The organism is Martinezella multihospitum (genome assembly GCF_900094585.1).
GTDB classification, from domain to species: Bacteria; Pseudomonadota; Alphaproteobacteria; order Rhizobiales; family Rhizobiaceae; genus Rhizobium; species Rhizobium multihospitium.
The window spans coordinates 679,173-694,162 of the sequence record NZ_FMAG01000003.1 but is presented as its reverse complement, the minus strand read 5'-3'; the positions used below and the strand labels follow the sequence as shown (position 1 = coordinate 694,162).

The following is a 14,990-nucleotide window of genomic DNA, read 5'->3' as shown; positions in this document are numbered from 1 at the left end:
AATAACCGGGAGCCAATTGGAAGCCGTGTCCAGCCAAGTCGCGCCACGTTTCGTTAAGCGGTCAGGTCCGCTCGCCCGAATCGCCTTCCTCATCCTCGCTGCGGCAGCGCCGTTCTTCTTCATGCCGAATGCGGCCCATGCCGATTTCCGAACGTGCAACGGCACGCAGAACCTCGTCGGCGTGGCGATCGGCTATCGGGCGAAGGACGGCTGGGTGACGGAGGGCTGGTGGCAGATTCCGGCCAATACCTGCGCGACTTTGATCGAGGGGCCGCTTCAATCCCGCTATTATTACCTCTACGCAGAAGATGCGGCTCGCGGCGGCCGCTGGACGGGCGACGTCGAAATGTGCGTGGCGGAAAATGAATTCAAAATCCCAGGTGTCAAGGATTGCTACGCTCGTGGCTACCAGAAGATGGGATTCAAGGAATACGACACCGGGCGCCAGGCGAGCTGGATGGTTCAGCTTTCCGAGCCCTCGGGCAGCCAAGAAAGCCAGAATTGATGAGACGAAACCGAAAAGTCAAAATCCTCGCAACGCTCGGTCCGGCTTCCTCTTCGGAGGAGATGATCCAGAAGCTTCATGAGGCCGGGGCGGACCTGTTCCGCATCAACATGAGCCATGCCAGCCATGACGTGATGCGCACGCTGATCCAGCGTATTCGCGCCGTCGAAGCTCGCTGTGGTCGTCCGATCGGCATTCTCGCCGACTTGCAGGGTCCCAAGCTGCGTGTCGGCAAGTTTGCTGAAACCAAGGTCGATTTGAAGCCTGGCCAGACTTTCACGCTCGACAATCAGGATATCCCCGGCGACAACACGCGCGTTTACCTGCCGCATCCGGAGATCCTGGAATCGGTTCAGCCTGGCCATCGCCTGCTGATCGATGATGGCAAGCTGGCCCTGCGCGCTGAAAAGTGCGATGGCAAGAGTATCGTCACAACCGTCATTTCCGGCACGAAGATTTCCGACCGCAAGGGCGTCAGCCTGCCCGATACGCTGCTCGGCGTCGGTGCGCTGACCGACAAGGACCGTGTCGACCTCGATGCCGTTCTCGCCACCAACGAAGTCGACTGGGTTGCGCTCTCCTTCATCCAGCGTCCGGAAGACCTGACGGAAGTCCGCAAGATCTCGCACGGCCGCGTCGGCCTGATGTCGAAGATCGAGAAGCCGCAGGCCGTCGAGCGCATCGAGGAAATCATCGAGCTTTCCGACGCGCTGATGGTGGCCCGCGGCGACCTAGGCGTTGAAATGCCGCTGGAGGCCGTTCCGGGCATCCAGAAGCAGCTGATCCGCGCCTGCCGCCGTTCCGGCAAGCCGGTGGTCGTCGCCACGCAGATGCTGGAATCGATGATCTCCGCACCGGTCCCGACCCGCGCCGAAGTTTCCGACGTCGCAACCGCCGTCTTTGAAGGTGCTGATGCCGTCATGCTTTCGGCCGAATCCGCATCGGGTGACTATCCGGTCGAAGCCGTTTCGATGATGGCCTCGATCGCCGGCACCATCGAGCGCGAGCCGCATTATCCGGGTATCATCTACGCCCAGCGCGCTCTGCCTGAAGCAACCGGCGCCGATGCGATCTCGCTCGCCGCTCGCCAGATTGCCGAGACGCTGAAGCTCGCCGCCATCGTCTGCTACACCTCGTCTGGCACGACCGGCCTGCGAGCTTCGCGCGAGCGTCCGCAGGTTCCGATCCTGGCCCTGTCGCCGATCATCCAGACGGCGCGCCGCCTGTCCGTCGTCTGGGGCATGCACTGTGTGGTCACGCACGATGCGACCGACCTCGACGACATGGTCAACAATGCCTGCCGCATCGTTGCCGAAGAAGGTTTCGGCAAGCCGGGCGACCGCATCATCATTTCGGCAGGCGTTCCGCTCGGCACGCCGGGCGCCACCAACATGCTGCGCATTGCCTATATCGGTTCGGACGGCCAGTCCGGCGTGTGATTGCCGACACCTGATTGCGGCAGCACCCTGAAACATCCGAAACCCGCTGTCGAAAGACGGCGGGTTTTTTCTTGAAGCCGAAGCGCCTGCGATCACCCCCAAGCAGGCGGATCGAGAAGGAGATATGCCAATGAAAGTCGGATTTATCGGATTGGGCCAGATGGGCAGCGCCATGGCCGTCAATCTCGTCAGGGCCGGGCATGAGGTGACCGTCTACAATCGCTCGCGTGACAAGGCCGAGGCTCTGGCCGGCGAGGGCGCCAAGGTCGCAGGAACAGTGGCGGAGGCTTGCGATGGCGAGGCCGTCTTCACCATGCTTGCCCACGACGATGCGCTGTCGGCTGTCGTCCATGGCGATGGTGGTGTTCTGGCAAGTCTCGGCAAGGGTGCAGTTCATATTTCCGCAAGCACCATCAGCGTCGCCATGTCGGAACGCTTGACCAAGGACCATGCCGCCAAGGGCCAGCGCTTCGTTGCGGCCCCCGTCTTCGGCCGTCCGGAAGCTGCGACCGCGGCGAAGCTTTTCGTCGCAGCAGCGGGCGCGCCGGACGCTATCCAAACGGTCACGCCGCTGTTCGAGGCCATCGGCCAGCGCACCTTTGTCCTCGGCGAGGAGCCGAAGTCGGCCAATCTCGTCAAGCTCAGCGGCAATTTCCTGATCGCCTCGGTCATCGAGTCGCTGGGCGAAGCCATGGCGCTGGTCGAGAAGGGCGGCGTCGACCGGCATGCCTATCTCGATCTGTTGACCTCGACGCTGTTCAATGCGCCCGTCTACAAGACCTATGGCGGGCTGATCGCCGACCGCAAGTTCAAGCCGGCCGGCTTCACCGCGCCGCTTGGACAGAAGGATATCCGGCTGGCACTGGCCGCCGGCGAGGCGCTGAACGTGCCGTTGCCGTTGGCGAGCCTGCCCCGTGATCGGTTCCTGACCCTGCTTGCGCATGGTGGCGAGGAGCTGGACTGGTCGGCTGTCGGGGCGCTGGCGGCGAAGGATGCGGGTTTGGTGGAGTGATTGTCGGGCTTGGGGTGGTGCCATCGTCGGCGATTGAATTCGTGGAGGGTGTACACCCCCCTCTGTCACTTCGTGACATCTCCCCCACAAGGGGGGAGATCGTTGGGAGTTTGCTGTCGCTCCTTTCGAACCGACAGGCTGTAGTTTCTGCAGATTCGATCTTTGTTTGAGGTGTGCCGGTGCCACGGGTTACCAATCTCCCCCCGTGTGGGGGAGATGTCCCGACAGGGACAGAGGGGGTATCAGAGGTTCGGCATACCGAAAGCCTCTCTCAAGCCCTCTTGCTAACCACCTTCCCACATGCAACCTTCCTCCCTTCCAGAGGAGGGACATCATGCATCTGACCACGCTGCTTGCCTTCGCCGCTGTTTCCTTCATCGGTATCGCGACGCCGGGGCCGACTGTGCTTCTGGCGCTGACCAATGGCTCGCGTTTCGGCGTCAGGCGCGCCTTGCCGGGCATGATCGGTGCCATTCTTTCCGATGCGGTGCTGATCAGCGCCGTCGCCATCGGTCTTGGCGCTCTGTTGGCTGCCTCCGAATTCTGGTTTTCGGCCCTGAAATGGGTGGGTGCCGCCTATCTCGCCTTTCTCGGCATCATGATGCTGCGCTCAAAGGGAAGCATAGACGGCGCCTTGCAGGCGAGCGCGAGCCAATCGAAGGGAACCGCTTTCTCCATTGGGCTGAAGAGCTTCATGGTCGCGGTCACCAACCCCAAGGGCTATCTCTTCTTCTCGGCCTTCCTGCCGCAGTTCATCGATCCCTCGGCACCACAAATGCAGCAGTATATCGTGCTCGGCACGATCTTCGCCGCGCTCGATTTCATGATCATGTTCGGCTATGCCGTCTTCGGCTCGCAGGCCGTGCGTGTGCTGAAGTCGGAAGGGGCGAAATGGCTCGAGCGCGCCTGTGGCGGCGCGCTATTGGCTCTTGCCGGATCGCTGGCGCTCTATCGCCGCGCCGTCAACTAGAGCAATTCCAGGAAAAATGCGTAGCGGTTTTCCGTCCGAAATTGCTAGAAAACAAAGAGATAAAGCGGTTCAGAGTTTCCGTGAAAAGCTGAACCGCTTTGGGATTTAGTGCCGGCTTAGCGCCGCCTCGAAAACATCCTGGTCGACATTGCCGCCTGACGTAACGGCGATCACCGTGTCGCCGTCGATGTCCTTGCCATGGAAGAGTGCGGCGGCGAGTGCGACGGCGCCGCCCGGTTCCACGACGATCTTCAAGCGAGTGAAGGCGAGAGCCATGGCCTTCTGCGCTTCCTCATCGGTCACGACGAGGCCGGGGCCGCAGAGGCGCTTCAGGATCGGAAAGGTGATGTTGCCGGGCTGCGGCGTGATGATGGCGTCACAGATGGAGCCCTGCAGCGTGGCATTGCGCTCGATCTTGCCCGAGGCCAGCGAACGGGTGGTATCGTCGAAATTTTCCGGCTCGCACGGGCGGGCCTTGAGGCCCGGTGCGCGGGATTCCAGGGCCAGCGCGATGCCGGAGGTCAGGCCGCCGCCGCCGCAGGGGACGAGCACGCTCGCGGCCGCAATGCCTTCCTCAGCCGCCTGCTCGGCGATTTCCAGTCCGGTCGTGCCCTGGCCGGCGATCACCTGCGGTTCATCGAAGGGCTTGATAAGCGTCAGGCCACGCTCCTTCGAAATGCGTGCGCCGATCTCATCGCGATCTTCCTTGATGCGGTCATAGAGCACGACCTCGGCGCCGAAGGCGCGGGTGTTGGCGATCTTCAACTTCGGAGCATCCGTCGGCATGATGATGACGGAGGGGACGCCGTGCAGCTTTGCGGCGAGCGCCACGCCTTGCGCGTGATTGCCGGAGGAGAAGGCAATCACGCCCCTGGCGCGGACGTCCGGTTCCAGTGCCGAAACCGCCGACCAGCCGCCGCGAAACTTGAAGGAGCCGGAGTGCTGCAGGCACTCCGCCTTCACGAACAGGCGGCGCCCGGCGATCTCATCGAGAAAGGGCGAAGAGAGAAGCGGTGTGCGCCGCGCCCGGCCGCCGAGGCGAGTGCGGGCGGCTTCGATCATTGCGATATCGACCATGGAGGATCACTCTTCTGATTTAGAAAGGCTTTCCATCCATAAAGCGCCCCGCTTCTCTTTAAAACAAAGAGATTGTCTCCGTGACACTTCAGGCGATGCCAGGCAGCGAAAGATGCCCGACATCGTAGGTCTGGATACCTGGCCGGGTCGGATCTTTCGGCGGCTCAGTCAGGAGGCGGAAGCGCACCTGCGTCCAGTGGGTCGGCTCGAAGGCGGCGACCGAGGCGAGCGCTTCACCGTTCGATATGGCCTGCGCTGCTGCCTCGGCCTCCTTCGCGCGGAGTTCGGCAAGCGATGTTTCGGCGTCGATTGCGACCACTTCGCGTGTCGCGAATTTGGCGTGGCGAATATCCGCAGATGTCTCGGCGTACCAGGCGATCCAGGTGTTGACCTCAGGGCGACCGAAATTCTCGGTCAGGGCGAGGAAACCGGGGCCACAGACGAAGTCGCTCAGGCCCTCCTCCTGCTGCCAGACGTAGAAGGGGGAATAGAAATTCTGCCGGCTCCCTGTGACGGCATCGCCCTTTCTTGCCGTAAGATAAGCCTTGAATTTCAGCCCCGGGAGATTGTCGAGCAGCGGACCTTTTTCACGGATACGGCGATCGATGATCGCCATGTCGTAATCCGCGGGGAGGGGAAAGCTATATTGCATGGCGATCATCGGTCATTCCTCCAGCCAGGTTACAGCGCTTCCATTTTGCGCCGCCTGGATGCTGATATAGGAGAAGGCATTCTCCGGCGCCGCACCGTGCCGATGGCGCTCGTTCGGTGCGAAAGTGATGCAGTCGCCGGCGTGCAGCTCTTCGGCCGGGCCGCCGAAGCGTTCGGCAAGTCCGACGCCGGATAGAACATAGAGGATCTGTCCGTGCGGATGCGTATGCCAGCGCGTCATGACGCCGGGCTCGAGGGCACAACGCATCGCGGTCAGGCCGCCATCTACATCGCTCTCCACCAGCGATTCCACGCTGAAGGACGCAGTCGCGATGCCCTCGGGCGATAACCGCATATCCGTGCCGGCGCGATGAATGGCGGGCGATTGGGTCGATGTGGTTTGAGGCATTGCTCTCAGACCTGTTCGATCATCTGCGCGCGACCGTCGGAGAAGGACCAATCCTCGCGCGTTGCAGTGGTAATGGTGATCATGATGTCCTCGGGACGGACGCCGGGCGCGTCGGCAAGAAGCTCGGCGACGCGGCGATAGAAGGCCTGCTTGACCTCGGTGCTACGTGGCTTGCCCGTCGTGACGTCGAAAAAGACATAATCGTCCGAGCGTGGGGTGCTGGCGAAATAGGTGCGATCGAAGATCAGTTCATGCGGCTCCAGCTGGTGAATGGACTGAAAGCGATCTGTCGGCGGTACTTCGAATGCCTCGACCAGTGCGCGGTGGAAATTGTCCGACAGTGCCTTGAGATATTCCGGCGACTTGCCGCGCAGAAGTGTGATGCGGGTGAATGGCATGGGATTGCTCCTGTTTCCGTGTCACTTGACTGCTTTAGAATGCCAGCGGATAATCATCCTGAAAATCAGATAATTCAGGATTTATAGTCCCCAAAATATGGATGGTTATCCATGCGGAAGATTATCTTCGATCTTGATGTGCTGCGCAGTTTCGTCACCGGCATGGATCTCGGCAGCTATGCCAGGGCGGCCGACCGGCTGGGGCGTTCGACCTCGGCGATCAGCGCTCAGCTGAAGAAACTGGAAGAGCAGGCGGGCACGCCGATCTTCCGCAAGGCAGGACGGGGACTGGCGCTGACGGAGGCCGGCGAGACGATGCTCGGCTATGCGCGACGACTGCTGGATCTGAATGACGAAGCAGCCACGGCGCTGCATGGGACAGAGCTGGAAGGTTGGGTTCGGCTCGGTCTGCAGGAGGATTTCGGAGAGACGCTGCTGCCGGACGTGTTGGGGCGTTTCGCCCGCGCGCATCCGAAGGTGCGTATCGAGGCGCGCGTCGTGCGCAATGTCGAATTGGTCGAGCGGGTGACGTCAGGCAAGCTCGACCTGGCGCTTGCCTGGAGCGATGGCTTTCGCACAGCGCATATGGACCGCATCGCCGAGGTGCCGCTCTGCTGGGTCGGTCCGGGCAATGGCGCGGTGCATTGGCATGCCGATGGCGGCGAGGCCATGCCTTTGGCTTCGCTCGAGGCGCCATGTCTGCTGCGCAACATCGCCACGAAGACGCTCGATCGCGCCGGCATCGGCTGGCGGATATCCTTCGTCAGCCCGAGCCTCGGCGGGCTTTGGGCTGCGACGGCGGCGGGTCTCGGTCTGACATTGCGCACGCCGCTCGGCCTGCCGCCAAAGGTGCGGCAATTGACGCCGGGTGAGGCCGGTCTGCCGGCTTTACCGACGCTCGATCTCGTACTGCACCGTGCCGAAGCGGAGGGGAGCCCGGCGACGGAGCGGCTGGCATCGATCATGCTGCAGGCGGTGCGGCAGACCATCGAGACCGTGCCGCAGAGCCACATATTCGAGGATGTGCCTGGTCACGATGTCGTCATGGCCTGAGAGGAAGGCTGCCGCCTGGAAACTTCGCTGCCGAGGTTGCTGATGCGGATTTCCGCCTGTGCGGCAAGCATTTGCAGATCCCGGGGCTGTCCCGCCAGCTGCTCCATGGCGGCGATCGCCACATCCGTCGTTACATAATCCGGCTTGTGGCCGAGATTGCGGATGGTGACGAGCTCGGCGTCTGCAATATCCCGCGCAAGCCCGCGTGAGTGCAGCTCCTCCAGCACGACCTCGTCGCTGTCGCCGGTGATGATGATCGTGGGTGCCTTGATCTCGCTGTAGCGGGGCGCATGCGCCGAGACATAGGCAAAGAGATTGACCACGTCGATCGCGTTGTTGCGGAAGGTCTGCGGCCGCAGCACCAGCTCCGGTGCCGTCTTCATTATATAGTCGGCCGGCCGCGCATTCGGGCGGAAGATGCTGAGCGTACCGGTCTCGACCCGGCGCAGGCCGAGCGGGATGACGAAGAGCTGGGTGAAGAGCCAGCCGAAAACCGGCATGGCGGCAAGCGTATAGTACCAGTCGACGCCGCCGGGCCAGGGGTGAGTTGCCGGAGCAAGGAAAAGCAAGCCCTCGGTTCTTTCGGGATGGCGCATGCCGAAGGCTGCCGCAATCGCGCCGCCGAAGGAGTGGCCGATGATGATGGCGCTCTTGATGCCGCGCTTGTCCATCAGTTGGGCGATGGCATCGGCCTGGCCGGAGGGAAGGGCGTTTTCGGCGGTCCCGCGTTCGGAATAACCGTGACCGGGACGATCGACGAACAGCATTTCGGCGCGGCCGCTTAAAGGTGCTGCAAAGGCTGCGAGCTGATCGCGCAGATTGCCGCTGGCACCATGGATGAAAACCAGCGCAGGCAGGTCCGCGGTCGTGGGGCGCGGCAGATGCACAGCGTTGAGGCGATAGCCGCCGATGTCGGTAAGCTCGCCAACATTGGGATAGGCCTGTTCGATGGCACGAGTCTTGTAGGCGGAAAAACCTGCGGCGAGAACGACAAGGAGAATGATGACGGCGAACAGAGAATCGATCATTGCGGCACGGATTAAATATCTTAAGACGCTAATCTAGCGCGATATTGCGGCTTTTCATCCCTTCGAATGCGATTTCCGCGGGGAAGACTGCGGCATAAAATCAGGTGCGGCTGCCGGCAAGTTTTTCCGAAAGCTTATTCGCTTCTTCCTGGGCGGATCGATTCGCCGGGTAGACTTCCAGAAAGCGGTCCCAGACCCTGAGAGCCTGTGCGTCGTTGCCGCCTTCGCTCAGGATCGCCGCCATGCCGGCCAGCGCGCCGAAATGGCGCGGCTCGATGCGCAGGACCTGATTGATGTCTTCCATCGACTTGCGATAGTCGCCAATCGCAAAATTGAGCGTGGCGCGGCGGTTCCAGCCTTCGACATAGTCGGGCTTCAGCGAGATTACCTGATCGAGATAATCCATCGCGGCGCCATTGCGCTTGTCCTGAATGGCCTTGTCGGCCCATTGCATCAGGAGATTGATGGTAGCGCTGCCGGAATCGGCGAACTGGGCATTGATCTGATCTGCTATCAAACTTGCCTGGTCGGGATCGCGCTGGCGCTTCAGCGCTGTGAACAGATTGTCGAGCTGCTGCCTGGGCGACAGGGTGCCGGAGGAATCGCCAGGATTCTGCTTTTCCACAGGGTTCAGCTCATCAGCCAGCGCCGCATGGGGTGCAGAGGCAGTCAGAGCAAACAGAATCGGCAGGGCTAGATATGACAAAGCAAAAACGCGCATGGCGGGCATAGTAGCCCGCCAATGTCGAAGATCAAAACAAATTTGATGCGATCAACTAAAACTGAGGCCCGATCCACTGGATCCGAGCCACGCGCTATATCAGCCCTGACGAGCCTTGTAGCGCGGGTTCAGCTTGTTGATGATGTAAATGCGGCCCTTGCGGCGGACGAGACGGTTGTCACGGTGGCGCGCCTTGAGCGACTTGAGCGAATTCTTGATCTTCATTTTTCTGATCCGCGATCTCTGAGGGGGAATGTCACATTCGCCCGGGTCTTTAACAATCAAAAGCGCGCTCAGGGCGCGCTCTTTAGGGTGGGGAGCAAATACCCTGTCGACCGTGCGCTGTCAACCATGTCAGGGCTTTTTCCCGCTGCTCTTAGCGGAGAAGCTGTGTGACATGGCCCATCTTGCGGCCCGGCCGGGCTTCAGTCTTGCCGTAAAGATGAACCAGCGTGTCGTCAAGCCGCAGCCATTCCGGCAGTGCCAGGATGTCGTCGCCGATCAGATTCGTCATGACGCAATCCGAATGACGATCAGGATTTCCGAGCGGCAGGCCGGCAACGGCGCGGATATGCTGCTCGAATTGCGAGATGACGCAGGCCGCTTCCGTCCAGTGGCCGGAATTGTGGACGCGCGGCGCCATTTCGTTGGCGATCAGGCTGCCATCGGCAAGCACGAAGAACTCGATGCCGATGACGCCGACATAGCCGAGCGCCGTCAATATCTTCTCTGCAGCCTCGCGGGCTGCCGCAGCCGTCTCTTCCGAAATGCTCGCCGGCAGCGTCGAGGTGTGGAGAATGCCGTTGCGATGGACGTTCTCTGCCGGATCGTAGCAGGCGACTTTTCCGTCGCTGCCGCGAGCAGCGATGATCGAGATCTCGCGCTCGAAGGATACGAAGCTTTCGAGAATCAGCGGTACGCTGCCCAAGGCGGCATAGCCGCCCTCGGCGCTGTCGGCTGTGGAGCGATAGACGCGCTGGCCCTTGCCGTCATAGCCGAGACGGCGGGTCTTCAGCACGCCTTGATCGCCGAAATCGGCGAGCGCCTTTTCGAGATCGGCCTGGCTGTCGACAGCATGGAAGCGGGCCGTCGGAATACCGCAGCCGTTGATGAAGCTCTTTTCGGTCAGCCGGTCCTGCGCCATTTCAAGCGCCTTGGGCGGCGGATAGACCGTTACCTGCAAGGCAAGATCCTCAGCGGCGGTCACGGGGACGTTTTCGAATTCATAGGTTACGACATCGCAGCGCTTCGCCAGCTCGGCAAGCGCGGCCGCATCATCATAGGCGGCCGCGATCTGCGCATTGGCGACATGGGCGGCCGGGCAATCGGCCTGCGGCTCGAGGATGATGGTGCGGAAATTCAGGCGTGCAGCCGCCATGGCCAGCATGCGGCCGAGCTGGCCGCCGCCGATGATGCCGATCGTCTTCACGTTCATAGGTCGTCCATCGGATATTCGGCGACTGCCGCGCTCTGGCGCGCCCGCCATTCGTCGAGCCGGTCGGCGATCTCTTCGTCGCCGAGAGCCAGCACGGCCGCGGCAAGAAGGGCGGCATTGACCGCGCCGGCCTTGCCGATCGCAAGCGTGCCGACAGGAATGCCGGCCGGCATCTGCACGATCGAGAGAAGACTGTCCTGGCCGGAGAGCGCGCGGGATTGCACCGGCACGCCGAAGACCGGCAGCGGCGTCATGGACGCTGCCATGCCCGGCAGGTGTGCCGCGCCGCCGGCGCCGGCGATGATGACCTTGAAGCCCTCGTCCCTCGCGCTCTTGGCGAAGTTCACCAGCCTGTCCGGCGTACGATGAGCGGAAATGATGCGCGCATCATAGGTGATTTCAAGCGCTTCCAAGGTGTCCGCGGCATTCTTCATGGTTTCCCAGTCGGACTGGCTTCCCATGATGATGGCGACAGGCGGTCTTTCGGTCATCATCGTTGCTTTGTACTCCTCAGGCTATGATGTCGGGGATGATCTGGTCTTCCAGCTTGGTCAGCTTGTCCTTGATGACGAGCTTCTTCTTCTTCATGCGCTGGATACGGAGGGCGTCGCAGCCCGTCTGGATCATGGCATTGATTGCGGCATCATAATCCTCGTGTTCCTGGCGCAGCCGCGCCACGATCAGCCTGATTTCCGCCTGTTCCTGATCGGCCATGTTCATTTCCCCAGCATATCGCGGAATCGTATTCGTTCCGCCTCCTGAATCCCGCAAGCTCCTATCACCAAATGACGGTAACGGGAAGTTATCCTTCATCACGAATTTGCCGCCTATAGGCCACGTTTTCGCCTTCGACAACGGCCGGATATTATGGCACAGTGGGAGGGTTGACACCTAGGGCCTTGGCGAATGGATGGTCAGGGCCCTTAAAGAGGAAGGAAGGGTCATATGACTGTTCAAGCTCATCTTGAATCGCTCGAAAAGAAACATGTCGCGCTCGAGGAGGCGCTGCATCTGGCAATGTCATCTCCCTCTAGCAATGATACGGAAATAGCCGACATCAAACGCAGGAAACTGCGTGTCAAGGACGAAATCCAGCGTCTGCGTTCCTCCGTTCACTGAGGCAACGCTTCCAAAGTTCAAAAGCCATCGATCTTGGGGGCAAGAGAGGCAGATCGAAAGGTCTTGAGGCAATTTTCCAGCCAGGATCGATGAGCATTTCCGTCAAAACGGATGCGCCAGCGTCATAGCGTCGAAAGTAGGGGTTGGCGCAATTTTCCCCATCTTATGCAACAAATGTCGTCGCTGACGACCCTCGGCTCGTTATGGTCCTCCGGCAAATCTTGCAAATTGCCGAAATTCGAGGCGCCGAGATGATATGATGACGACAATCGTGCTGGCGGCATTCATCGAGGGCGGCCGGGTTTTGATGGCGCGTCGCGCCGCAAACAAGCAGCATTATCGGGGACACTGGGATTTAGTTGGCGGCCATGTCGAGGCGGATGAGCCTATCGTTGCCACGCTTATCAGAGAAGCCCGCGAGGAGGTGGGCGTTACACCTGTCGTCTTCCGCTATTTGGGTTTCTTCAAAGATAGCCGCTACGAAACCACCTATCATTTATATGAGGTCACGGACTGGTCCGGCGGATTGCCCAGGTTGATCGGAGACGAACATACCGATTTGGCATGGGTGGCATTGGACGGTGCCAGCTTCGTCGCGCCGCTGGCCCATCCAGAAGTCATGTCGTTTCTATCACCGGCTTAGCTCGAAGGGTGGCAGGCCAAAACCGCTGTTCGTGCTGTCATGATTGCCGCCGCCGGCTGCCAAATGCCGCAAAAGCGACGGGCCTTTTCAGGACCAGAACTGATCCAGCCATAAATTCAGCTTGTCGAAGCCGCGGCTGTTGACCGCATATATGCGTTTCGTGCCTTCATTTGTCACGGAAACGAGGTTGCTGTCGAGCAGGGCCTTGAGATGCTGCGAGACGGCCGGGCGGCTGATCGGCAGGCCCTGCGCCAGTTCGTTGACCGTCTTGGGTGCGCGGCGCAATTCCTCCAGCAGATGACGCCGGTTCGGGTCCGCGATGGCTGCGAAAGGGTCCATGGTCGACATGGCGGAAAGCTACGTCAAAGACCAAGGAGCGGCAAGTTAATTGTGCGCTGCATGATATATTGTGAGAATGGTCGCCTGCGAAGGTTCGCGTCGTGAGTGTCCTCTGCTGCGAATTGCCGGTTTCGGTCGCTGCCCCTTGTCAGAGAGAGCTAACGGATTTACTCACGATTATCGAAACGGTGCGCCATCGCTGACGATGGAAGCCGAAACCATGGAAGCTCGCATGACCGTGCCCGAAGATCGTTGCCGCCTCGTTCTCATCGTTCCCGACATTGCCGATATCGAGCAGCGGACGAAGGCGGTGGCCGATGCCTTGAGGGGCGGAGACGTCGCCTCGGTGATCATTCCCCAGTACGGTCTCGATGACAGCACCTTCCAGAAACATGCGGAAAAGCTGGTGCCGGTCATTCAGGCCGCAGGTGCGGCAGCGCTCATTGCCGGCGACAGCCGCGTCGCGGGCCGTGCCAAGGCTGACGGGCTCCATATTGCCGGCAATATCACCGAGCTTACCGAAGCCGTCGAAAAATTCGTGCCGAAGCTGATCGTCGGCGGCGGCAGCGCGGCCGACAGGCATAGCGCGCTGGAGATCGGCGAGCTCAGGCCGGACTATATATTCTTCGGCAAGCTCGATGGAGACATCAAGCCGGAGGCGCATCCGAAGAACCTGGCGCTTGGCGAATGGTGGGCCTCGATGATCGAAATTCCCTGCATCGTCATGGGTGGCACCGATCCGAAGTCGGCACTCGAGGTAGCCCTGACGGGTGCCGAGTTCGTCGCGCTGCATCAGGCGGTTTTTGCCGACCCTGCGGCAGCCCCTTCGGTCGTTGCGGAAGTGAATGCGCTTCTGGACGAAAAAGCGCCACGGTTTGAGGATTGATAGCGATTCATGTCGTCAGCGCCTCGATTCCGCCATCGATCCTTCCTTGCCGTGCTTGCAGCCGGGCTCGCGGCATTCCCGTTGCTGGCTGCAGCCCAATCGGGCAATGGCGATACATCGCTGCCGGGTGTTTCGCAGCCGGCGGACAAGGGCGCACGACCGGACAACAGCGTGCAATCCGATGATGACTCGATCGTGCCGGATGCGCCGCAGCACAACGACAATCTCATGACGCGGCCTCTGGGGGCCGATGTCGGCACCTTCAAGACCGAAAAGATCCAGCCGGGCGCGGAGCCGAAAGCCGATAGCGACATCAAGCCATCCCAGGGGGTTGGCGTTTTCGAGCGCATGGGCGCGAACTTGCCCGCCTTGCCGCCGGAAAAGCCCTTTACCGGCAAGGTGGACGATGCCTATGGCGCCTTCCAGCGTGGCTATTACCTGACCGCTTTTCAGAAGGCATTGCCGCGGGCGCAGCTTGGCGATCCGGCTGCGCAGACCCTGATTGCCGAGCTGATGACGCAGGGGCTGGGGGTCAAGCGCGATACGAAGGATGCCGCCTTCTGGTACGGCAAGGCGGCCGAGGGCGGTGACCCCACGGCGATGTTCAAATACGCGCTGATCCTGATAGAAGGGCGCGATGTGCCCCGTGACCAGAAGAAGGCCGACGACTGGATGAAGAAGGCGGCCGATGCCGGTCAGCCTTCGGCGGAATTCAACGTAGCCCAGATGCTGACGGCCGAAAATCCAGGTCCCAAGGGCCTGCAGATGGCGCTTCCCTATTATGAGAAATCCGCCGAGCAGGGCATCGCCGACGCGCAGTACGCCGTGTCGCAGCTCTATCTCAACCTTCCCGACCTGCCGCCGGAAAAGAAAGCGCGTGCGCGGGAATGGCTGTCGCGTGCCGCTAATGCAGGCTTCGATACCGCACAGCTAGACATGGGCATCTGGCTGATCAACGGCACCGGCGGCGCACAGGATCTCGAAAACGGCTTCAACTGGATGCGGGTTGCAGCCTATCGCGGCAACGTCGTTGCGCAAAACAAGCTGGCGCATCTTTATATCAACGCTATCGGCACGAAGCAGGACCCGGTGGCTGCCGCTACCTGGTATGTCATTTCCCGCCGTGCCGGCCTGAAAGACCCCGAGCTCGAGGATTTCTACCAAGGGATCGAGGACTATCAGCAGAAGGCGGCCATCGACGCAGCTAACAAGTATCGGCGCGCGCGATAATAAAGTGTCGGATTGAACCCTGGTGGAGCTGATCTGAGGTCAGTTTGCGTCTGCCGTGGCCTCACCACTTGAAAT

Annotated in this window: 20 protein-coding genes; 9 read left to right on the top strand and 11 right to left on the bottom strand. The window is 61.0% G+C overall.

The window, feature by feature from the left end; genetic code table 11:
- Window positions 1-16: 16 nt before the first annotated feature.
- The 4 genes from GA0061103_RS15010 to GA0061103_RS14995 all read left to right on the top strand — a co-directional run bounded on the left by GA0061103_RS15010 (window position 17) and on the right by GA0061103_RS14995 (window position 3,926).
- Window positions 17-505, top strand: a complete 489-nt coding sequence (locus GA0061103_RS15010; protein ID WP_069613236.1) for a DUF1036 domain-containing protein — start codon at window positions 17-19, stop codon at window positions 503-505.
- Window positions 505-1,944 (top strand): pyruvate kinase, encoded by a 1,440-nt coding sequence (pyk, locus tag GA0061103_RS15005; protein ID WP_092712378.1) that lies wholly within the window; start codon window positions 505-507, stop codon window positions 1,942-1,944. The genes GA0061103_RS15010 and pyk overlap by 1 nt, the downstream gene beginning before the upstream one ends.
- A 130-nt stretch (window positions 1,945-2,074) precedes the next feature.
- Window positions 2,075-2,956, top strand: a complete 882-nt coding sequence (locus GA0061103_RS15000) for an NAD(P)-dependent oxidoreductase (RefSeq protein WP_092712376.1) — start codon at window positions 2,075-2,077, stop codon at window positions 2,954-2,956.
- A 334-nt stretch (window positions 2,957-3,290) separates the two neighbouring features.
- A complete protein-coding gene (locus GA0061103_RS14995; RefSeq protein ID WP_092712374.1) occupies window positions 3,291-3,926 on the top strand; it encodes a LysE family translocator in 636 nt (211 codons plus the stop codon).
- A gap of 105 nt (window positions 3,927-4,031) precedes the next feature.
- On the opposite strand, the gene GA0061103_RS14990 is transcribed toward GA0061103_RS14995, so the two are convergent.
- From GA0061103_RS14990 to GA0061103_RS14975, 4 genes are all read right to left on the bottom strand, one after another.
- Window positions 4,032-5,003, bottom strand: coding sequence for a threonine ammonia-lyase (locus GA0061103_RS14990; protein ID WP_092712372.1), 972 nt, complete (start codon window positions 5,001-5,003; stop codon window positions 4,032-4,034).
- An 88-nt stretch (window positions 5,004-5,091) separates the two neighbouring features.
- Window positions 5,092-5,664: a DUF4865 family protein gene (locus tag GA0061103_RS14985; protein ID WP_092712371.1), complete on the bottom strand. Its 573-nt coding sequence runs from the start codon at window positions 5,662-5,664 to the stop codon at window positions 5,092-5,094.
- Window positions 5,665-5,667: 3 nt separating this feature from the next.
- Entirely contained in the window at window positions 5,668-6,063 is a 396-nt protein-coding gene (locus tag GA0061103_RS14980; RefSeq protein WP_092712369.1) for a cupin domain-containing protein, read from the bottom strand.
- Between the two features lie 5 nt (window positions 6,064-6,068).
- Entirely contained in the window at window positions 6,069-6,461 is a 393-nt protein-coding gene (locus GA0061103_RS14975) for a tautomerase family protein (RefSeq protein ID WP_092712367.1), read from the bottom strand.
- A 111-nt stretch (window positions 6,462-6,572) separates the two neighbouring features.
- On the opposite strand from GA0061103_RS14975, the gene GA0061103_RS14970 reads away from it, so the two are divergent.
- A complete protein-coding gene (locus GA0061103_RS14970) occupies window positions 6,573-7,514 on the top strand; it encodes a LysR substrate-binding domain-containing protein (protein WP_092712365.1) in 942 nt (313 codons plus the stop codon).
- Here GA0061103_RS14970 and GA0061103_RS14965 read toward each other — a convergent pair.
- The 6 genes from GA0061103_RS14965 to GA0061103_RS14940 form a co-directional block, all read right to left on the bottom strand.
- Entirely contained in the window at window positions 7,493-8,542 is a 1,050-nt protein-coding gene (locus GA0061103_RS14965) for an alpha/beta fold hydrolase (protein ID WP_092712364.1), read from the bottom strand. The two genes, GA0061103_RS14970 and GA0061103_RS14965, sit on opposite strands and share 22 nt — an antisense overlap.
- Window positions 8,543-8,642: 100 nt before the next feature.
- Entirely contained in the window at window positions 8,643-9,272 is a 630-nt protein-coding gene (locus tag GA0061103_RS14960; RefSeq protein ID WP_092712362.1) for a tetratricopeptide repeat protein, read from the bottom strand.
- 90 nt (window positions 9,273-9,362) lie between these two features.
- Window positions 9,363-9,488: a type B 50S ribosomal protein L36 gene (gene ykgO, locus GA0061103_RS14955; protein WP_003582204.1), complete on the bottom strand. Its 126-nt coding sequence runs from the start codon at window positions 9,486-9,488 to the stop codon at window positions 9,363-9,365.
- A 151-nt stretch (window positions 9,489-9,639) separates the two neighbouring features.
- Window positions 9,640-10,698 carry a 5-(carboxyamino)imidazole ribonucleotide synthase gene (locus GA0061103_RS14950; RefSeq protein ID WP_092712361.1) on the bottom strand — a complete coding sequence of 353 codons (1,059 nt, stop codon included), beginning with the start codon at window positions 10,696-10,698 and terminating at the stop codon, window positions 9,640-9,642.
- Complete coding sequence (gene purE / locus GA0061103_RS14945) at window positions 10,695-11,189, bottom strand: 5-(carboxyamino)imidazole ribonucleotide mutase (protein WP_092712822.1); 495 nt, start codon at window positions 11,187-11,189, stop codon at window positions 10,695-10,697. Before purE ends, GA0061103_RS14950 begins: the two co-directional genes overlap by 4 nt.
- Window positions 11,190-11,208: 19 nt before the next feature.
- Window positions 11,209-11,412: a YdcH family protein gene (locus tag GA0061103_RS14940; RefSeq protein ID WP_075851912.1), complete on the bottom strand. Its 204-nt coding sequence runs from the start codon at window positions 11,410-11,412 to the stop codon at window positions 11,209-11,211.
- 231 nt (window positions 11,413-11,643) lie between these two features.
- Here GA0061103_RS14940 and GA0061103_RS14935 point away from each other — a divergent pair, with 231 nt between their 5' ends.
- Both GA0061103_RS14935 and GA0061103_RS14930 read left to right on the top strand, forming a co-directional pair.
- Entirely contained in the window at window positions 11,644-11,817 is a 174-nt protein-coding gene (locus GA0061103_RS14935; protein ID WP_047629072.1) for a YdcH family protein, read from the top strand.
- Window positions 11,818-12,073: 256 nt separating this feature from the next.
- Window positions 12,074-12,460, top strand: coding sequence for an NUDIX hydrolase (locus tag GA0061103_RS14930; RefSeq protein WP_092712359.1), 387 nt, complete (start codon window positions 12,074-12,076; stop codon window positions 12,458-12,460).
- Window positions 12,461-12,547: 87 nt separating this feature from the next.
- Here GA0061103_RS14930 and GA0061103_RS14925 read toward each other — a convergent pair whose 3' ends face one another.
- Window positions 12,548-12,808: an ArsR/SmtB family transcription factor gene (locus tag GA0061103_RS14925; protein WP_015341040.1), complete on the bottom strand. Its 261-nt coding sequence runs from the start codon at window positions 12,806-12,808 to the stop codon at window positions 12,548-12,550.
- Window positions 12,809-13,031: 223 nt separating this feature from the next.
- Between GA0061103_RS14925 and GA0061103_RS14920 the strand changes: the two genes are divergently transcribed.
- Together GA0061103_RS14920 and GA0061103_RS14915 are read left to right on the top strand one after the other, a co-directional pair.
- Entirely contained in the window at window positions 13,032-13,685 is a 654-nt protein-coding gene (locus GA0061103_RS14920; RefSeq protein ID WP_092712820.1) for a thiamine phosphate synthase, read from the top strand.
- 9 nt (window positions 13,686-13,694) lie between these two features.
- Entirely contained in the window at window positions 13,695-14,915 is a 1,221-nt protein-coding gene (locus GA0061103_RS14915; RefSeq protein WP_092712357.1) for a tetratricopeptide repeat protein, read from the top strand.
- Window positions 14,916-14,990: the final 75 nt, after the last annotated feature.